Annotated in this window: 15 protein-coding genes and 1 pseudogene; 7 read left to right on the top strand and 9 right to left on the bottom strand. The window is 67.0% G+C overall.

Annotated features, from left to right (window positions below; genetic code table 11):
- Window positions 1-21: 21 nt before the first annotated feature.
- A complete protein-coding gene (locus V7Z54_RS03650; RefSeq protein WP_334134431.1) occupies window positions 22-1,392 on the bottom strand; it encodes a TrpB-like pyridoxal phosphate-dependent enzyme in 1,371 nt (456 codons plus the stop codon).
- 110 nt (window positions 1,393-1,502) lie between these two features.
- Here V7Z54_RS03650 and V7Z54_RS03655 point away from each other — a divergent pair, with 110 nt between their 5' ends.
- Window positions 1,503-2,033, top strand: a complete 531-nt coding sequence (locus V7Z54_RS03655; protein WP_334134433.1) for a redoxin family protein — start codon at window positions 1,503-1,505, stop codon at window positions 2,031-2,033.
- A gap of 16 nt (window positions 2,034-2,049) precedes the next feature.
- Here the strand turns inward: V7Z54_RS03655 and V7Z54_RS03660 are convergent, their stop codons facing one another.
- On the bottom strand, window positions 2,050-3,246 hold the full coding sequence (locus tag V7Z54_RS03660; RefSeq protein ID WP_334134451.1) for an aminotransferase-like domain-containing protein: 1,197 nt from the start codon (window positions 3,244-3,246) through the stop codon (window positions 2,050-2,052).
- Window positions 3,247-3,342: 96 nt separating this feature from the next.
- Here V7Z54_RS03660 and nth point away from each other — a divergent pair.
- The 4 genes and pseudogenes from nth to V7Z54_RS03680 form a co-directional block, all read left to right on the top strand.
- Window positions 3,343-3,993: pseudogene (nth, locus tag V7Z54_RS03665) on the top strand (endonuclease III); the annotation flags it as partial.
- 149 nt (window positions 3,994-4,142) lie between these two features.
- Window positions 4,143-4,940 (top strand): leucyl/phenylalanyl-tRNA--protein transferase, encoded by a 798-nt coding sequence (gene aat / locus V7Z54_RS03670; protein WP_334134434.1) that lies wholly within the window; start codon window positions 4,143-4,145, stop codon window positions 4,938-4,940.
- Window positions 4,937-5,698 carry an arginyltransferase gene (locus tag V7Z54_RS03675; RefSeq protein WP_334134436.1) on the top strand — a complete coding sequence of 254 codons (762 nt, stop codon included), beginning with the start codon at window positions 4,937-4,939 and terminating at the stop codon, window positions 5,696-5,698. The genes aat and V7Z54_RS03675 overlap by 4 nt, the downstream gene beginning before the upstream one ends.
- Window positions 5,699-6,083: 385 nt before the next feature.
- Window positions 6,084-6,872 (top strand): IclR family transcriptional regulator, encoded by a 789-nt coding sequence (locus V7Z54_RS03680; protein WP_334134438.1) that lies wholly within the window; start codon window positions 6,084-6,086, stop codon window positions 6,870-6,872.
- Here V7Z54_RS03680 and V7Z54_RS03685 read toward each other — a convergent pair.
- The 6 genes from V7Z54_RS03685 to V7Z54_RS03710 all read right to left on the bottom strand — a co-directional run bounded on the left by V7Z54_RS03685 (window position 6,851) and on the right by V7Z54_RS03710 (window position 14,623).
- Window positions 6,851-8,125: a D-alanyl-D-alanine carboxypeptidase family protein gene (locus tag V7Z54_RS03685; RefSeq protein WP_443082421.1), complete on the bottom strand. Its 1,275-nt coding sequence runs from the start codon at window positions 8,123-8,125 to the stop codon at window positions 6,851-6,853. The genes V7Z54_RS03680 and V7Z54_RS03685 overlap by 22 nt on opposite strands.
- A 135-nt stretch (window positions 8,126-8,260) precedes the next feature.
- Window positions 8,261-9,802, bottom strand: a complete 1,542-nt coding sequence (locus V7Z54_RS03690) for a 2-isopropylmalate synthase (protein ID WP_334134441.1) — start codon at window positions 9,800-9,802, stop codon at window positions 8,261-8,263.
- Between the two features lie 238 nt (window positions 9,803-10,040).
- The gene (gene pssA / locus V7Z54_RS03695) at window positions 10,041-10,844 is read right to left on the bottom strand and encodes a CDP-diacylglycerol--serine O-phosphatidyltransferase (RefSeq protein WP_334134442.1); all 804 of its coding nucleotides are present in this window, start codon (window positions 10,842-10,844) and stop codon (window positions 10,041-10,043) included.
- A 203-nt stretch (window positions 10,845-11,047) separates the two neighbouring features.
- Window positions 11,048-12,064: a ketol-acid reductoisomerase gene (gene ilvC, locus V7Z54_RS03700; protein ID WP_334134443.1), complete on the bottom strand. Its 1,017-nt coding sequence runs from the start codon at window positions 12,062-12,064 to the stop codon at window positions 11,048-11,050.
- A 145-nt stretch (window positions 12,065-12,209) separates the two neighbouring features.
- Window positions 12,210-12,701: an acetolactate synthase small subunit gene (gene ilvN / locus V7Z54_RS03705; protein WP_043701716.1), complete on the bottom strand. Its 492-nt coding sequence runs from the start codon at window positions 12,699-12,701 to the stop codon at window positions 12,210-12,212.
- 146 nt (window positions 12,702-12,847) lie between these two features.
- Window positions 12,848-14,623, bottom strand: coding sequence for an acetolactate synthase 3 catalytic subunit (locus V7Z54_RS03710; RefSeq protein ID WP_334134444.1), 1,776 nt, complete (start codon window positions 14,621-14,623; stop codon window positions 12,848-12,850).
- 308 nt (window positions 14,624-14,931) lie between these two features.
- On the opposite strand from V7Z54_RS03710, the gene V7Z54_RS03715 reads away from it, so the two are divergent.
- A complete protein-coding gene (locus V7Z54_RS03715) occupies window positions 14,932-15,486 on the top strand; it encodes an RDD family protein (RefSeq protein WP_334134445.1) in 555 nt (184 codons plus the stop codon).
- Window positions 15,483-16,082, top strand: coding sequence for a TIGR00730 family Rossman fold protein (locus V7Z54_RS03720; RefSeq protein ID WP_334134446.1), 600 nt, complete (start codon window positions 15,483-15,485; stop codon window positions 16,080-16,082). The genes V7Z54_RS03715 and V7Z54_RS03720 overlap by 4 nt, the downstream gene beginning before the upstream one ends.
- A gap of 126 nt (window positions 16,083-16,208) precedes the next feature.
- Here V7Z54_RS03720 and V7Z54_RS03725 read toward each other — a convergent pair whose 3' ends face one another.
- The gene (locus V7Z54_RS03725) at window positions 16,209-16,547 is read right to left on the bottom strand and encodes a P-II family nitrogen regulator (RefSeq protein ID WP_334134449.1); all 339 of its coding nucleotides are present in this window, start codon (window positions 16,545-16,547) and stop codon (window positions 16,209-16,211) included.
- Window positions 16,548-16,748: the final 201 nt, after the last annotated feature.

Below are 16,748 nucleotides of genomic sequence, written 5' to 3' on the forward strand. Positions count from 1 at the left end.
TGCCCCTGCCGCCTACACTCCTCAGGCGGGCTCGGGCACGCTGGGCAGCCCCGACAGCGCCATGGCCAGCTCGCGCTCGTCGTAGCTCTCGTCCTTGAGCTCACCGGCGAAATACTTTTGATACGCCGCCATGTCGAAGTGGCCGTGGCCGCACAGGTTGAACAAAATGGTTTCGCTGCGCCCCTCGCGCTTGCAGCGCAGCGCCTCTTCGATGGCGCCTTTGACGGCGTGGTTGGCTTCGGGCGCCGGCACGATGCCTTCGCTGCGTGCAAACAGCACGCCCGCCTCGAAGCATTGCGTCTGGGTATAGGCCACGGCCTCGATCAGGCCGAGCTCCTTCAGATGCGACACCAGCGGCGCCATGCCGTGGTAGCGCAGGCCACCGGCATGGAAGGGCGGCGGCGTGAAGGTGGAGCCCAGGGTGTGCATCTTGGTCAACGGCGTCAGGTGCGCGGTGTCGCCGAAGTCGTAAGCGTACTTGCCGCGCGTCAGCGACGGACACGCCGCCGGCTCCACCGCCACCACGCGCGGCCGCGGCCCGCCACGCAGCGCATGCCCGATGAACGGGAATGCGATGCCCGCGAAGTTACTGCCACCCCCCGTGGCCCCTACGATCACATCCGGCCACGCATCGGCCATCTGCAGCTGTTCCATCGCCTCCAGGCCGATCACGGTCTGGTGCAGCAGCACGTGATTGAGCACCGAGCCCAGGGCGTACTTGGTGTCGTCGCGCTGCGCGGCCAGCTCCACTGCTTCGGAAATCGCGATGCCGAGGCTGCCCGGGTGATCGGGCCGCTGCGCCAGCACCCGGCGGCCGTACTCGGTCTCGGTAGATGGCGACGGCAGGCAGCGTGCGCCGTAGGTCTGCATCACCGCGCGACGGTACGGCTTCTGGTCGTAACTGACGCGCACCTGAAAGACCAGCACCTCCAGCCCGAACAGCTGCCCCGCAAACGACAGCGAGGTGCCCCACTGGCCGGCGCCGGTCTCGGTGGTCAGGCGCTTCGTGCCCGCCTGCGCGTTGTAAAACGCCTGTGGCACCGCCGTATTGGGCTTGTGGCTGCCCGCGGGGCTGACGCCCTCGTACTTGTAGAAAATCCTGGCCGGCGTGCCCAGCGCCTTCTCCAACCGATGCGCCCGAAACAGGGGCGATGGCCGCCACAGGCGGTAGATCTCGCGCACCGGCTCGGGAATTTCGATTTCGCGCTCGGTGCTGACCTCCTGCAGGATCAGCGCCATCGGAAACAGCGGCGCCAGATCATCTGGCCCCACCGGCTGCAGCGTGCCCGGGTGCAGCACCGGTGGCGGGGCCTTGGGCAAATCGGCCACAATGTTGTACCAAAATTTCGGCATCTGGCGCTCGTCGAGCAGGTATTTGGTCGGGGTGGTCATGATGCTCCTCGATGGTCGGGGACGGACACTCGGGCTGCGCCGCACCACGTGGTCGGCGCCCCGTGGACGACCCATCCCGCTGGCGTTTGCGATACCGGCGACAATGTAGCATGCGACGCACCCCGAGACTGCTGCGGGAAGCGGCCCTCACGCTGGGAGTGGCCGCTGTGGTCGTGCTGGCCGTGCAGGCATGGATGCTGCGCGATGCCACCCCGCACTGGCGCGAGGACGGGCCGCTGGCGTGGGTGCTGCCCGACGGCAGCGAGGGCCGCGGCACGCTGAGCGACCTGCGCGCGCGGCTCGGCGCCACCGACACGCCAGTGGCGCTGTACGTGTGGGCCACCTGGTGCCCGATCTGCGATGCCATGGATGACCAGGTAGACGCGCTGGCGCGCACGAGGCCAGTGCTCACCGTGGCCACACGCAGCGGTGACGCCGCCGCGGTACGCCGGCACCTGGCCACCCGTGGCCTGCGCTGGGTGGTGGTCTTCGATGCCAACGGCCACCTTGCCGACCGTCACGGCTGGCGCTCGGTGCCGATGTTCAGTGTGTTGATGCCCGACGGCACCTTGCGCCACACCACCGTCGGCTACACCACGGGCTGGGGCCTGCGACTGCGGTTGTGGCTGGCCGGCCACTGACCGGCGCCGCCCGCCATCAACCCCGCAGCGCCCGCGCCAGCCGCCGCACACCCTCGCGGATGCGGTCCTCATCCACCGTGGCAAAGCTCAAGCGCAGCGTGGCGCGGTCGGGGTCGCGGGCGAAGAAGGGGGCGCCGGGCACGAACGCCACCCCGTGGTCGATAGCGCGGCGCGCCAGCTCGGCACCATCAGCGCAGGCACCGCCCGCACCGCTTAAGCGCGCCCAGACGAACAGCCCACCACGCGGTGGCACGAACTCGATGGCCGCGCCCAACTCGTGGCGCAGTGCCTGCACCATGGCCTGCGCCCGCTGCGCGTAGATGGCGCGCACGCGCGCCAGCGTTGCCGGCATGCGCCCCGCGGCCAGGTACTGTGCCGCCGTAGCCTGGGCGAACGTGCTGGTGTGCGCATCGCTGAACTGCTTGCACATCGTGGCCTTGGCCAGCAGCCGCGGCGGCGCCACCATCCAGCCGATGCGCAGCCCCGGCGACAGCACCTTGCTCAGGCTGCCGCAGTGCACCAGGCACTCGCGGCTGCCCGGCACCTGGGCGCTGAGCGCCAGCAGGCTGGGCGGGGGCGGCGCGTCGAAGTACAGGTCGCCGTAGGGATCGTCCTCGACCACCAGCGTGCGTGTGCGCACCGCCAACTCCAGCACGCGGCGGCGGCGCGCCTCGGACATCATGGCGCCGCTCGGGTTGCCGAAGGTCGGAATCAGGTAGATGAACTTGGGCCGATGCTCGGCGATCAGCCGCTGCAGCACCTCGACGTCGGCGCCCTGCCCATCCACGGGCACGGTCAGGAGCTGCGCTCCGTAGAGCCGGAAACACTGGATCGTGGCCAGGAACGTCGGGGCCTCGACGATCACCGTGTCGCCGGGCGAGATCAGCGTCTTGCCCAGCAGATCCAGCGCCTGCTGGCTGCCGGTGGTGACGATCAGGTCGGCCGGCGCCACCCCCGTGACGCCCTTGGCGGCCATGAAGGCTGCCAGCTGTTCGCGCAGCGGGTCGAATCCCTCGGTGGCGCCGTATTGCAGCGCCGCGCCCGGCTCATGCTCCAGCGCAGCCAGCACCGCCTCGCGGATGCCGTCCACATCGAACAGCGCCGCATCCGGAAAGCCCCCCGCAAAGCTGATGATGCCGGGCTTGCCCAGCAGCTTGAACAGCTCGCGGATCGCCGACGTCTCGACGTTGTCCAGGCGCTGCGCCAAGCGCACAGCGTCAGCAAGCTCAGTGACATCCGCGGCAAAATCCATGTTCCACGTACTCCTAGCTGCGGGGCCGACAGTCCCGACGGTACCTTGCGCACCGACATGACACCCCGTGACATCGAGGCATTCTTTGCCACCCTGCAGGCCGAACGTCCGCACCCGCAGACCGAGCTCGAGTATACGAGTGTGTTCGAGCTGCTCGTGGCGGTGCTGCTCAGCGCTCAGGCCACCGATGTTGGTGTCAACAAGGCCACGCGGCGGCTGTTTGCGGTGGCCAACACGCCGCAGGCCATTCTGGACCTGGGCCTAGAGGGGCTGGAGTCGTATATCCGCACCATTGGCCTGTACCGCAGCAAGGCACGGCACCTGCTGCAAACCTGCCAGTTGCTGCTGCAGCACCACGGCGGCGCCGTGCCGCGCGAGCGTGCAGCACTAGAGGGGCTGCCCGGCGTCGGCCGCAAGACCGCCAACGTGGTGCTGAACGTGGCCTTTGGCGAGCCGACCATGGCGGTGGACACGCACATCTTTCGCGTCGCCAACCGCACCGGGCTGGCACCGGGCAAGACGCCGCTGCAGGTGGAGCACGCGCTGCAGCAACGCGTGCCCGCCGCCTATCGGGAAGACGCCCACCACTGGCTGATCCTGCACGGGCGCTACGTCTGCAAGGCACGCGCGCCGCTGTGCGGGCAGTGCCGCGTTGCGGCGTGGTGCGATCACGACCGCGCCGCGCGGCGTGCAAACCCACCGGCGCCGCCGGATACGTCGCGCACCCGCACCGCAGCGCCAACGCGCCCCGTAAGGGCGTCGCAAGAAGGTGCCGCCGCATCCTCACCCACCACACCCACCACACCCACCACAGCCGCCGCGCCGCGGCGCCCGCGCACGCACAGGGAGCAACCCTGATGACGCAGCCCCGCTCCCTGCCCTGGCTGGAGCCAGGAGCCCCGTTTCCCCCGGTGGGGGAGGCATGGGGTCCGCGCGATCCCGTGCCCGGCCTGCTGGCGGCCGGCGGCGCGCTGGACGTCCCGACGCTGCTACAGGCCTACGCGCAGGGTATCTTCCCCTGGTTCAGCCCGGGCCAGCCGATTCTGTGGTGGAGTCCCGACCCGCGCATGGTGCTGCGTCCGGCCCACTTTCGCCTCAGCCACTCGCTGCGCAAGACCATTCGCAGCGCGCTGCGGCAGCGGCGGCTCGACATCCGCGTCGACTCCGCCTTCGACGCCGTGATCCAGGCCTGCGCCGACACCCCTCGCCCAGGCCAAAGCGGAACCTGGATCGTGCCCGAGATGATCGCCGCCTACCGCGCGCTGCATCGCGCGGGCCATGCCCACAGTGTAGAGACCTGGTGGGACGGTGAACTGGTGGGGGGACTGTACTGCGTGGCGCTGGGGCGCGCCGTCTTTGGCGAATCGATGTTCGCGCACCGGCGCGACGCCTCCAAAATCGCCCTAGCGGCGCTGGTGGCGGCCTGCCGCACCTGGGAGGTGCCGCTGATCGACTGCCAGCAAAACACCCGTCACCTGGCCTCGCTGGGTGCGGCCGAGGAGCCGCGCAGCGCCTTCGTGCAGGCGGTGCATGAGGCCATTGCGGCGCCCGCCCCCCACTGGCGCTGGGATTGCCTATACTGGGAGTCACTGTGGCATGCAGCCCCTGCACCGGGCCTGCCGCCACCCGAGCAACCTGGCTGTGCTTCGACGTGACCCGACTGCAAGAGCTGCCCCTGACCACCGTGCAGTTCTACGCCACGGCGCCGTACCCGTGCAGCTATCTGCCGGGTCGGGTGGCGCGTTCGCAGGTCGCCACCCCCAGTCACCTGATCCAGGGCGAGACCTACTCGCGGCTGGTGGCCGCGGGTTTTCGGCGCAGCGGCCTGTTCACCTATCGCCCCCATTGCGACGGCTGCCACGCGTGCGTGCCACTGCGGGTGCTGGCGGCCGAGTTCACCCCCAACCGCAGCCAGCGCCGCATCTGGCGTCGCCACGCCAACTTGCGCGTGCGCGTCATGCGCCTGGGCTTTTCGCCGGAGCACTACGCGCTATATCTGCGCTACCAACGCAGTCGCCACCCGGGCGGCGGCATGGACCAAGACGACACCGAGCAGTACACCCAGTTCCTGCTGCAAAGCCACGTCAACTCGCGGCTGGTGGAGTTCGTCGCCCCCGGGATGGACGAGCTGCCCGACCGCTTGGTGATGGTTGCGCTGATCGATCTTCTTGACGACGGGCTGTCGGCGGTCTATACGTTCTACGATCCGGACTGGCCCGGTTCACTGGGCACCTACGCGGTGCTGTGGCAGATCGAACAAGCGCGCCGCATGAACCTGCCCCACGTTTATCTGGGGTACTGGATTGCCGACAGCGCCAAGATGGCGTACAAGGTGTGTTTTCGGCCGCACGAGGTGTACCGGCACGGGATCTGGCACCGCGCCGACGCACCACCCGCGCCAACAGCCCTCTAGCCGCCCGCGCGGCGCTGTCGCGGTGGGGTACCTACGCATACCGGGTCGGCCCGGCAACCCACAGCACTCCCCATCGCCTGTCATGGCCTATCATCGCCAAGGCTGGCAAAAGGTGTCCTCAGGTATCGTCTGGCACCAGTCGGTGAGCGCCACCCTTACAGAGCGGGGTATCGTCTGATACTTTTGGCGCCTTGAGCATTTTTGCTCGCGTTTCATATGGTAAAATACCATCATCTAGAATTTCCTCATCATATCTGACAGCGTGTACCACTCAAGGTGGACGGGTTGGTGAACACACGGCTGTCTCTGAAGTGACCGACGCCAGGTACTCCGTCAGACATCCCGTTTCCCGTCGCGTGGCCCGCGCGTTCGATTTCCGGTTGGCATGCGTCCCGACGAAGCTCCCCCCGCCTCCTCACGGCCTAGCGTACAGGTCATCGAGCGCATGTTCCAGCTGCTGGATGCGCTGGCGCGCCACGATGAGCCCGTCACGCTCAAAACACTGGCCGAGGAAACCGGCCTGCACGCCTCCACCGCGCACCGCATCCTCAACGACTTGGTGCTGGGCCGGTTTGTCGAGCGTCCGCAACCGGGCACCTACCGGCTCGGCCTGCGGCTGCTGGAGCTGGGCAACCTGGTCAAGGCGCGGCTAGACGTGCGCGAGGTGGCCATCGGGCCAATGCGCGAGCTGCACCGTCAGATCCAGCAGCCGGTGAATCTGAGCGTGCGCCAGGGCGACGAAATCATCTACATCGAGCGCGCCTACAGCGAACGCTCGGGCATGCAGGTGGTGCGCGCCATTGGCGGCCGCGCACCGCTGCACCTGACCTCGGTGGGCAAACTGTTCCTCGCGCAGGAGGACCCGCAGCGGCTGCGCGCCTATGCGACGCGCACCGGCCTGGCCGGCAACACCCCCAACAGCATCACGCAACTCAGCGCGCTGGAGCGCGAGTTGGCCCAGTGCCGGCGCCTGGGCGTGGCACGCGACAACGAGGAGCTGGAGCCTGGCGTGCGCTGCATGGCCGCCGGCATCTACGACGATCAGGGCCGCTTGGTGGCAGGCTTGTCGATCTCGGCCCCGGCCAACCGCATCGACGAGAGCTGGCTGCCCAAGCTGCAGGCCACCGCAGCACAGATCAGTGCCGCGCTTGGCTACAGAGACAGGCGCGGCTGATGAGCGCCGTCACTGGACACCAGCGTGGCATCCAGCCAGCGCAGCAGCCGCTCGGCGTCCGTCCAGCGTGCGGTGGAATTGGCCGCATCCATCAGCACCATGATCAGGTCACGACCGGCCAGGCGCACCTGCATGACGACGCAGCGCCCCGCCTCGCGGATGTAGCCGGTCTTCTGCAGCAAGATGTTCCAGCCACTTTCGCGCACCAGACGGTTGCTGTTGCGAAATTGGACCACGCGGCGGCCAGCGTGCAACTCGTACTCGGGCGAGGTGCTCAGTTCGCGCAGCAGCGCACGCTCGCTGGCAGCGGCCACCAGCCGCGCCAGATCACGCGCACTGGAGCGGTTGTCACTGGACAGCCCGGTTGGCTCGACGAACCGGGTTTGCGTCATGCCCAGTTCGGCCGCCTTGCGGTTCATCGCCGCCACGAACGCCGGCAAGCCGCCCGGATAGGTGCGACCCAGCGCGTGCGCCGCGCGGTTTTCGCTCGACATCAGGGCCAGGTGCAGCGCTTCGGCGCGCGTCAGGCGGGTGCCCACGGCCAGCCGTGAGCCGGATCCCTTGAGCCGGTCGACGTCGTCGTCGGTGATCGTGAGCACTTCATCCAACGGCAAGCCGGCATCGACGATGAGCAAACCGGTCATCAACTTGGTCAGTGACGCGATCGGCAACACCACGCTGTCGTTCTTGCCCAGCAGCACCGCATTGGTGTCGCGGTCCACCACCAGCACGGCGCTGGAGTGCAGTGGCAACGGCTCCGCCGGATCAGCCTCGAGCCGGTCAGCGGCGGAAGCGTCGCCGGCTACCCAGTTGGCCATCGCGGCGGATGCCGCCTCAGACACACCGCTGCGACGCACCAGCGCGGAGGTCGACGGCGCATGGGATGCCGCAGAAGCGGCGGCGATGCGGCGGGTCGGCTCCAACCTGAATCGTTGGGCGGGATCGCGCTGCGCCAACGGCGCCACCGCGCCACGGCGCGACCCAGACCGGACCGCCACAGCCCCCTGCCTGCTGCGGCGCTGCCGCGCCTCGCGTATGCCCCTCTGACGCTCGCGGACTGTACGCTGCGCAACGGCGTGCCGTTGCGGGCGCGCGGCGGACGTCCGCAACACGATGGTCGTGCCCTTGGGGCCCGAAACCCCGGGCACTGAACCAGCGCTCCATGGGGTAGCGGCGTACCCGACGGCGGGCAGCCCGCCGCTGCACAGCGCAACGGCCAAAACGGCCACACGCCCCGCACGCACCCAACGCATGATCGTCCCCAACTTTGCCGACATGCGCCGCAGTATACGGCAGCCACGCCGAAAAGCACACGAGCCGACAGGCCGTTACATGACTTTTTTGAGACGGTGTGGGAATACCTCTCACAAACCCGGCCGATGCCAGGCTCAACCCTGGGCCGCCACGCGTTCCACGGCACTGTGCAGCTTCGTCAATGCCGACAGGTAGGCCTTGGCTGATGCGACGACAATGTCCGGATCGGCGCCCACCCCATTGACGACACGCCCGCCGTGCTGCAGACGCACCGTCACCTCGCCCTGCGACTCGGTGGAGCCGCTGGTGATGGCGTTGACCGAGTACAGCAGCAGCTCGGCGCCGCTTTGCACGTGCGACTCGATGGCCTTGATGCTGGCGTCCACCGGCCCGTTGCCATCGGCCTCGCCCACCACCTCGCGGCCATCGATGGTGAACACCACGCGAGCGTGCGGCCGCTCTCCGGTTTCAGAACGCTGCGCCAGCGCCACCAGAGCGTAGCGCTCCTTCTCGGGTGTGACGCTCTCGTCGCCCACCAAAGCGATGATGTCCTCGTCGAAGATCTCGGCCTTGCGGTCGGCCAGCTCCTTGAACTTGGCAAACGCGGCGTTGAGCTCGCTTTCCGACTCCATCACGATGCCCAGCTCCTGCAGGCGTTGCTTGAACGCGTTGCGCCCGGAGAGCTTGCCCAGCACGATCTTGTTGGCGCTCCAACCCACATCCTCGGCGCGCATGATCTCGTAGGTATCGCGGGCCTTGAGGACACCGTCCTGATGAATGCCGCTGGCGTGCGCGAAGGCGTTAGCCCCCACCACCGCCTTGTTGGGCTGCACCACGAACCCCGTGGTCTGGCTGACCAGGCGACTGGCCGGCACGATCTGGGTGGTGTCGATGCCCACCTCCAGCCCGAAGTAGTCGCGGCGCGTCTTGACCGACATCACCACTTCTTCCAAGGCGCAGTTGCCGGCGCGCTCGCCCAACCCGTTGATGGTGCATTCCACCTGGCGCGCCCCGCCGATTTTGACCCCCGCCAGCGAATTGGCCACCGCCATGCCCAGGTCGTTGTGGCAGTGCACCGACCAGATCGCCTTGTCGGAGTTGGGAATGCGCTCCCGCAGCGTCCGGATGAAGTGACCGTACAGCTCGGGGATGGCGTAACCGACCGTATCGGGGATGTTGATGGTGGTGGCCCCCTCCTCGATCACTGCCTCCAACACGCGACACAAAAAATCGATGTCGCTGCGGTAACCATCCTCGGGACTGAACTCGACGTCCGGGCACAGGTTGCGGGCAAAACGCACCGACAGTCGCGCCTGCTCCAGCACCTGCTCGGGCGTCATGCGCAGCTTCTTTGCCATGTGCAGCGCACTGGTGGCGATGAAGGTATGGATGCGCGCGCGGCGCGCCCCACGCAGCGCCTCGGCCGCACGGCTGATGTCACGATCGTTGGCGCGGGCCAACGAACACACCGTGGCCTCTTTGATGGTGTCGGCAATGGCCTTGACCGCCTCGAAGTCGCCGTTGGAGCTGGCCGCAAAACCCGCTTCGATCACATCGACCCGCAGTCGCTCCAGCTGCCGCGCGATGCGCAGCTTTTCCTCTTTCGTCATCGACGCGCCGGGCGACTGCTCGCCGTCACGCAAGGTGGTGTCGAAAATGATGAGCTTGTCGGTCATGGCAATACTCCAGAGGGCTGCCCGCTGCCTGTCGCTGCCACGCGCCGGTTCCCCCAAAACGAACGGCCCGCAGCGCTGAAGCGGCGGGCCGTTGGGGGCGAAACAGACGCGCTACGCCACCACCCGCCCGCAGGCGAATAGCAGCAGTAGCAGGGCAGAGAAGCGCGCCATGGGTTCAATGTAACACATTTGCTGTGCCCCGACGATAGGCGCGTGCAATCGGTGCCTGCCGGTGCGCTCAATGATGCAGGCCGCGCTCGTCGGGCTCGTCGGTGGACGTGCTAACCACGCTGACCGGACGCCCCTTGGCCTTGCGCACCCCATACACCACATAGCCCGACAGGCCGTACAGCACGAACAGCGCAAACAGCACCACTGGCGGGTGAATGTTGATGACCGCAATGCCCAGCGCGATCGCCACCAGTGTGGCGAACGGCACACTCCTGCGCAGACTCAAGTCTTTGAAGCTGTAAAACGGCACATTGGTGACCATGGTCAGACCCGCGTACAGGGTCAGCGCAAACAACACCCACTGCAGCCCCTGGCCGTCATGACCGGCGTCGGTGGCCAGCCAGATGAAGCCCGCCACCAGCGCCGCGGCGGCCGGTGACGGCAGCCCCTGGAAGTAGCGCTTGTCCACCACGTGCGTGTTGACGTTGAAGCGCGCCAGCCGCAGAGCCGCGCAGGCACAGTAGACGAAAGCCGCAATCCAGCCCCAGCGCCCGAGGTCGCGCAGCGCCCACTCGTAAGCCACCAGCGCCGGCGCCGCACCAAACGACACCATGTCCGACAGCGAGTCCATCTGCTCGCCAAAGGCGCTTTGCGTATTGGTCAGGCGCGCGATGCGGCCGTCCAGGCTGTCGAGCACCATGGCAACGAAGATACCCATCGTGGCCAGGTCGTAGCGCCCGTTCATCGCCATCACGATGGCATAAAACCCCCCGAACAGGGCCGCCAGCGTCACCATGTTGGGCAACACGTAGATGCCCTTGGCGGGGCGGCGCGGCTGCGCCGGTTCAGAAATGTCGAAAGCGTCGTTCATGCCATCTGAGCCCCCCACGATCGCAACGGCCACACCGCGGCGCGCAGGGCGCATAGTGTACGCCCACGGCGGGCGGCACCGGCGGCCTGGATGCCGCAGCGGCCTGCCAGGCCCACGCGGTTCGTACTGAGGCGCCCGGCGCAGCTGTCGGCCGGCGCGGGCGGCCAGCGCGCCACGACGAGGACACGCCGCCGGATGGGGTCTCAGTTGCGGCTTTGGTCGACCAGCTTGTTCTTGGCAATCCAGGGCATCATCGCGCGCAGCTGGGCGCCCACGACCTCGATCGGATGCGCGGCCAGGTTGCGCCGGCGCGCCGTCATGCTCGGGTAGTTCAGCCGCCCTTCCTCGATGAACATTTTGGCGTAGTCGCCGTTTTGGATGCGCTGCAGCGCCCGGCGCATGGCCTTGCGCGATTCTTCGTTGATGACCTCGGGGCCCGTGACGTACTCGCCGAACTCGGCGTTGTTGGAAATCGAGTAGTTCATGTTGGCGATGCCGCCCTCGTACATCAGGTCGACGATCAGCTTGAGCTCGTGCAGGCACTCGAAGTAGGCCATCTCGGGCGCGTAACCCGCCTCCACCAGCGTCTCAAAGCCCATTTTCACCAGCTCGACAACACCGCCGCACAGCACCGCCTGCTCGCCGAACAGGTCGGTCTCGGTCTCTTCCTTGAACGTAGTTTCGATGATGCCGGCCTTGCCGCCGCCATTGGCCATGGCGTACGACAGGGCCAGGTCACGCGCCTTGCCGCTGTTGTCCTGGTGCACGGCCACCAGGTGCGGCACGCCGCCGCCCTGCAAGTAGGTACTGCGCACCGTGTGGCCCGGGGCCTTCGGCGCCACCATCCACACGTCCAGATCGGCGCGCGGCACGACCTGGTTGTAGTGCACGTTGAAGCCGTGCGCAAACGCCAGCGACGCCCCCTGACGGATGTGGGGTTCGACATTGTGTTTGTAGACGTCGGCAATCTGCTCGTCGGGCAGCAGGATCATCACCACGTCGGCAGCTTTGACCGCTTCGTTGACCTCCATGACCGTCAACCCGGCCTTCTCGGCCTTGCTCCACGACGCGCCGCCACGGCGCAGGCCCACGATGACCTTCACGCCACTGTCGTTGAGGTTTTGCGCATGCGCATGGCCCTGGCTGCCGTAGCCGATGATGGCCACCGTTTTGCCCTTGATCAGGCTCAGGTCACAGTCTTTGTCGTAAAACACTTTCATGGGTTGCTCCGGTTGGATGAAGGGGAGATGCCGTTCGCGGTGAGCCCTGTCGACGGGCATCGACAGACCCAGCCCCGAACGGCGAAGGCGGCTGAGCCTCAACGAAGGGTGCGCCGCGACCAGGCGGACTGTCGCCGTGGACGTTTCACACACGCAGGATGCGCTCGCCACGCCCGATGCCACAGGCTCCGGTGCGCACCGTCTCCAGGATGGCGCTGCGGTCGATGGCCTGCAGGAAGGCGTCGTTCTTGGCCTGGTCGCCGGTGAGCTCGATGGTGTAGCTCTTGTCGGTGACATCGATGATGCGGCCACGGAAGATGTCGGCCATGCGCTTCATCTCCTCACGCTCCTTGCCGACGGCGCGCACCTTCACCAGCATCAGCTCGCGTTCGGTGTAGGCCCCTTCGGTCAGGTCCACCACCTTGACGACTTCGATGAGACGGTTGAGGTGCTTGGTGATCTGCTCGATGATGTCATCCGACCCGGTGGTCTGGATGGTCATGCGCGACAGCGAGGGGTCCTCGGTGGGGGCCACAGTGAGCGACTCGATGTTGTAGCCCCGCGCGGAAAATAACCCAACCACACGCGACAGCGCCCCGGCTTCGTTTTCCAGCAAGACGGCGATGATGTGTCTCATGATGTGCGATTCCTCTTTTCGCGGACGCCCCGGCCGGGCGCCGGTTCCGCCCTCCCCCGCCACCGGTAAGCGGCGGGCTTGGCGGGCGATAGATTCCTCTGAGTATGTAGGCGGCGCGCTGCGCCACCGACAACGGATGCGACGGCTTACAGATCCTCGCTGCCGAGCAGCATCTCGGTGATGCCCTTGCCAGCCTGCACCATCGGCCAGACGTTTTCCGTCGGGTCGGTGCGAAAGTCGATGAACACCGTGCGGTCCTTCAGACGCCGCGCCTCGCGCAGCGCGGGTTCGACATCCTGCGGGCGCTCCACCAGCAGGCCGACATGCCCGTAGGCCTCGGCCAGCTTGACGAAGTTAGGCAGCGCATCCATGTAGGAGTGGCTGTAGCGGCCAGAGTACTCGATTTCTTGCCACTGGCGCACCATGCCCAGGTAGCGGTTGTTGAGCGACAGGATCTTGATCGGCGTGTTGTACTGCAAGCAGGTCGACAGTTCCTGAATGCACATCTGCACCGAGCCTTCGCCGGTGATACAAAACACCTCGGACTGCGGACGCGCGAGCTTGATGCCCATGGCGTACGGGATGCCGACGCCCATCGTCCCCAAGCCGCCCGAGTTGATCCAGCGCCGTGGCCGATCAAACTTGTAGAACTGCGCCGCCCACATCTGATGCTGGCCGACATCCGACGTGATGTAGACGTCATCGTTGCGCGTCATGTTCCACAGCGTCTCGACGACCATCTGCGGCTTGATGACTTCGGTGTTGTCGCGGTCATAGCGCAGGCAGTCGCGCGCGCGCCAGCTCTCGATACGCTGCCACCATGCCGCCAGCCCCTCGTGGTCGGGCCGCTGCGCGCCGTCGCGGATCATCGCGATCAGCTCCGTCAGCACGTCCTTGACGTCTCCGACGATCGGCACATCGACCTTGACGCGCTTGGAGATGCTGGAGGGGTCGATGTCGATGTGGATAATCTTGCGCTCGTTTTGCGCGAAGTGCTTGGGGTTGCCGATGACGCGGTCGTCGAACCGCGCCCCCACCGCCAGCAGCACGTCACAGTGTTGCATGGCGTTGTTGGCTTCGTAGGTGCCGTGCATGCCCAGCATGCCCAGGAAGCGCCGGTCGGTGGCCGGAAACGCTCCCAGCCCCATGAGCGTACTGGTGACGGGATAATCGAGCAAATCGACCAGTTGGCGCAGTTCGGCCACCGCATTGCCCAGGATGACCCCGCCGCCGGTGTAGATGTAGGGGCGCTTGGCGCTCAGCAGCAGCTGCACCGCCTTGCGGATCTGCCCGCCATGCCCCTTGCGCACCGGGTTGTACGAGCGCATGGTGACGCTGTCCGGATAGCCGCTGTAGCGCGTTTTCTTGAACGAGACATCCTTCGGGATATCGACGACGACCGGCCCGGGGCGTCCGGTGCGCGCGATGTGAAACGCCTTCTTGATCGTCAGCGCCAAGTCGCGCACGTCCTTGACCAAAAAGTTGTGCTTGACGATCGGCCGCGTGATGCCGACGGTGTCGCACTCCTGAAACGCATCCTGTCCGATGGCATGCGTGGGCACCTGACCCGTGATAATCACCATCGGGATGGAGTCCATGTACGCGGTGGCGATGCCCGTGATGGCATTGGTCACACCCGGACCGCTGGTCACCAGCGCCACGCCCACCTCGCCGGTGGCGCGGGCGTAGCCGTCGGCGGCGTGCACCGCCGCCTGCTCGTGGCGCACCAGCACGTGCTGGATGGTGTCCTGCTTGTACAGCGCGTCGTAGATGTAGAGGACCGCGCCGCCCGGATAGCCCCAGACGTACCGCACCCCCTCGGCCTGCAGACAGCGCACGAGGATCTCGGCGCCCATGAGCTCGACGCCGGCTTGTCCCGCGGCGGCGGAGGCCGACGCCATTTCGGCCTTGCTGATTTCCATGTTGACAACCTTTCAGTATTTCTCTGACGAAAAACCTCCGGTGCCCCTTCGATCGCGCCCTCGTGAGGCGGCGTCGGGACTTGAGGCCAGGGCCATGGCGGTCGATCCGCGACCTTGACCCGTTTCGGGCTGGCAATGGTGAATACCAACACACATTATCGCACCGCAACACGCTTTTGGCACGACAGCGGCGCGGATTTTTGCGGCGACGCGTGACATCGTCCGCCACCGGCGCGGCCCCGTCTGTGCCTGTGCACTGCGGCCGCGGCCTGCAGCGTCTGGCGCTGGCATGCGACAATGCGGCGCGCATGGCCACCGCTGATGATCGACTCCCCTTTACCGCTGTCGCGCTGCAGGCGCCGTCATTGCCCAGGCGAATGGCCTGCTGGCTCTACGAAGGCATGCTGCTGTTCGGGGTGGTGTTCATCGCCGGCTATCTGTTTTCGGCGCTGACGCAGACGCGCCATGCGCTGGACAACCGCCACGCCCAGCAGGCCTTCCTGTTCGTCGTGCTGGGCATCTACTTCACCTGGTTCTGGCACAAGGGGCAGACGCTGGCGATGAAGACCTGGCACATCCGCGTGGTAGACCGGCTGGGCAGGCCGCTGAGCCAAGCGCGCGCGTTCTGCCGTTACCTGCTGTCGTGGGTGTGGTTTCTGCCGCCGCTGGCGCTGCGTGCGTTGTTGGATCTGCCCACCCTGGAGGTCGTGGTGCTGCTGGGGGGCTGGGTGGCGGTGTGGGCGCTGCTGGCGCGTTTCCATCCGCAGCGGCAATTTTGGCATGACGCCTGGGCTGGCACGCGGCTGATCGACACCCGTGCCGCAGTCGCCACGTCCTCCGCCGCCACCCCCGCATCCCCATGACGTCGCCCCCGCCTGCGCCCGCCTTCTCGTTGTGCGTCTTCTGCGGTTCGCGCCCCGGTGCCGATCCGCGCCATGTCGCGGCGGCCGAGTGGGTAGGCACATGGATTGGCCAGCACGGCGGCCGCCTGGTCTACGGTGGCGGTAACAACGGCCTGATGGGGCGCGTGGCCGATGCCACACTGGCTGCGGGCGGCACGGTAGTAGGCATCATACCCGACAGCCTGGTGCAGCGCGAATGGGCCAAACGCGAGTGCACCGAACTGCACATCGTGCAGACGATGCACCAGCGCAAGCAGATGATGGCCGAGCGCGCCGACGCCTTCCTGATTCTGCCCGGCGGCATCGGCACGCTGGAGGAAGCGTTCGAGGTTTGGAGTTGGCGCCAGCTCGGCTATCACGACAAGCCAATCGGCTGGCTGAACGTGGGGGGCTACTACGACACGCTGCTGGCGTTTCTGGCGCAGACGGTGCAGGCGGGCTTCGTCGGGCAGATCCAGAGGGATCTGATCACCGTCGGCGACGACCCGCAAACCCTGCTGCCGCAGTTGATTGAGGCCGCCGGCCTGCAGCACCCCGCCGATTTGCGCCGCATCTGAGGGCGCCACCGGTGCCGCCCGGGGGCGGGCGTGGCGACGCACGGTAAGACCCCGGAGCGCGCTGACGGCCGCCGTGATGGGGACGGCAGCGTATGGGCACCCCGCCGCACCGCGCGCCGAAACCGCTCACACCGCCGCGTCGTCCTCCTCGCCGGTGCGGATGCGCACCACGCGCTCCACCGGCGTCACGAAGATCTTGCCATCCCCAATCTTGCCCGTGCGTGCCGCACGCACGATGGCTTCGATGCACCGCTCCACGTCGTCGTCGCGCACCACCACGTCGATACGCACCTTGGGCAAGAAGTCCACCACGTACTCAGCACCGCGGTACAGCTCGGTGTGCCCTTTTTGGCGACCAAAGCCCTTGACCTCGGTCACCGTCAAGCCCGTAACCCCCTGTTCGGCCAGCGCTTCGCGCACTTCCTCCAGCTTAAACGGCTTGATGATGGCGGTGATCTGCTTCATGCGGGTCGACTCCTGGGGGCAAAGGTAAGAATCGGCGCGCGCGCCGGGGCGCGCGTGCGCTCGCGACGGCCGGCAGTGGACTGCCTGGGTACACGGCGGAATCTATCACAGGACGCAAGCCCAACTGCGCGCGGCGCAGCCAGCCACTTAGGGAAGGTCTGCACAACCTGCTGCGCGTACGGATCGCTGCGTTGCGCGGTG

This window comes from Tepidimonas sp. (genome assembly GCF_036824975.1).
In the GTDB taxonomy this organism is placed as follows: Bacteria; Pseudomonadota; Gammaproteobacteria; order Burkholderiales; family Burkholderiaceae_C; genus Tepidimonas.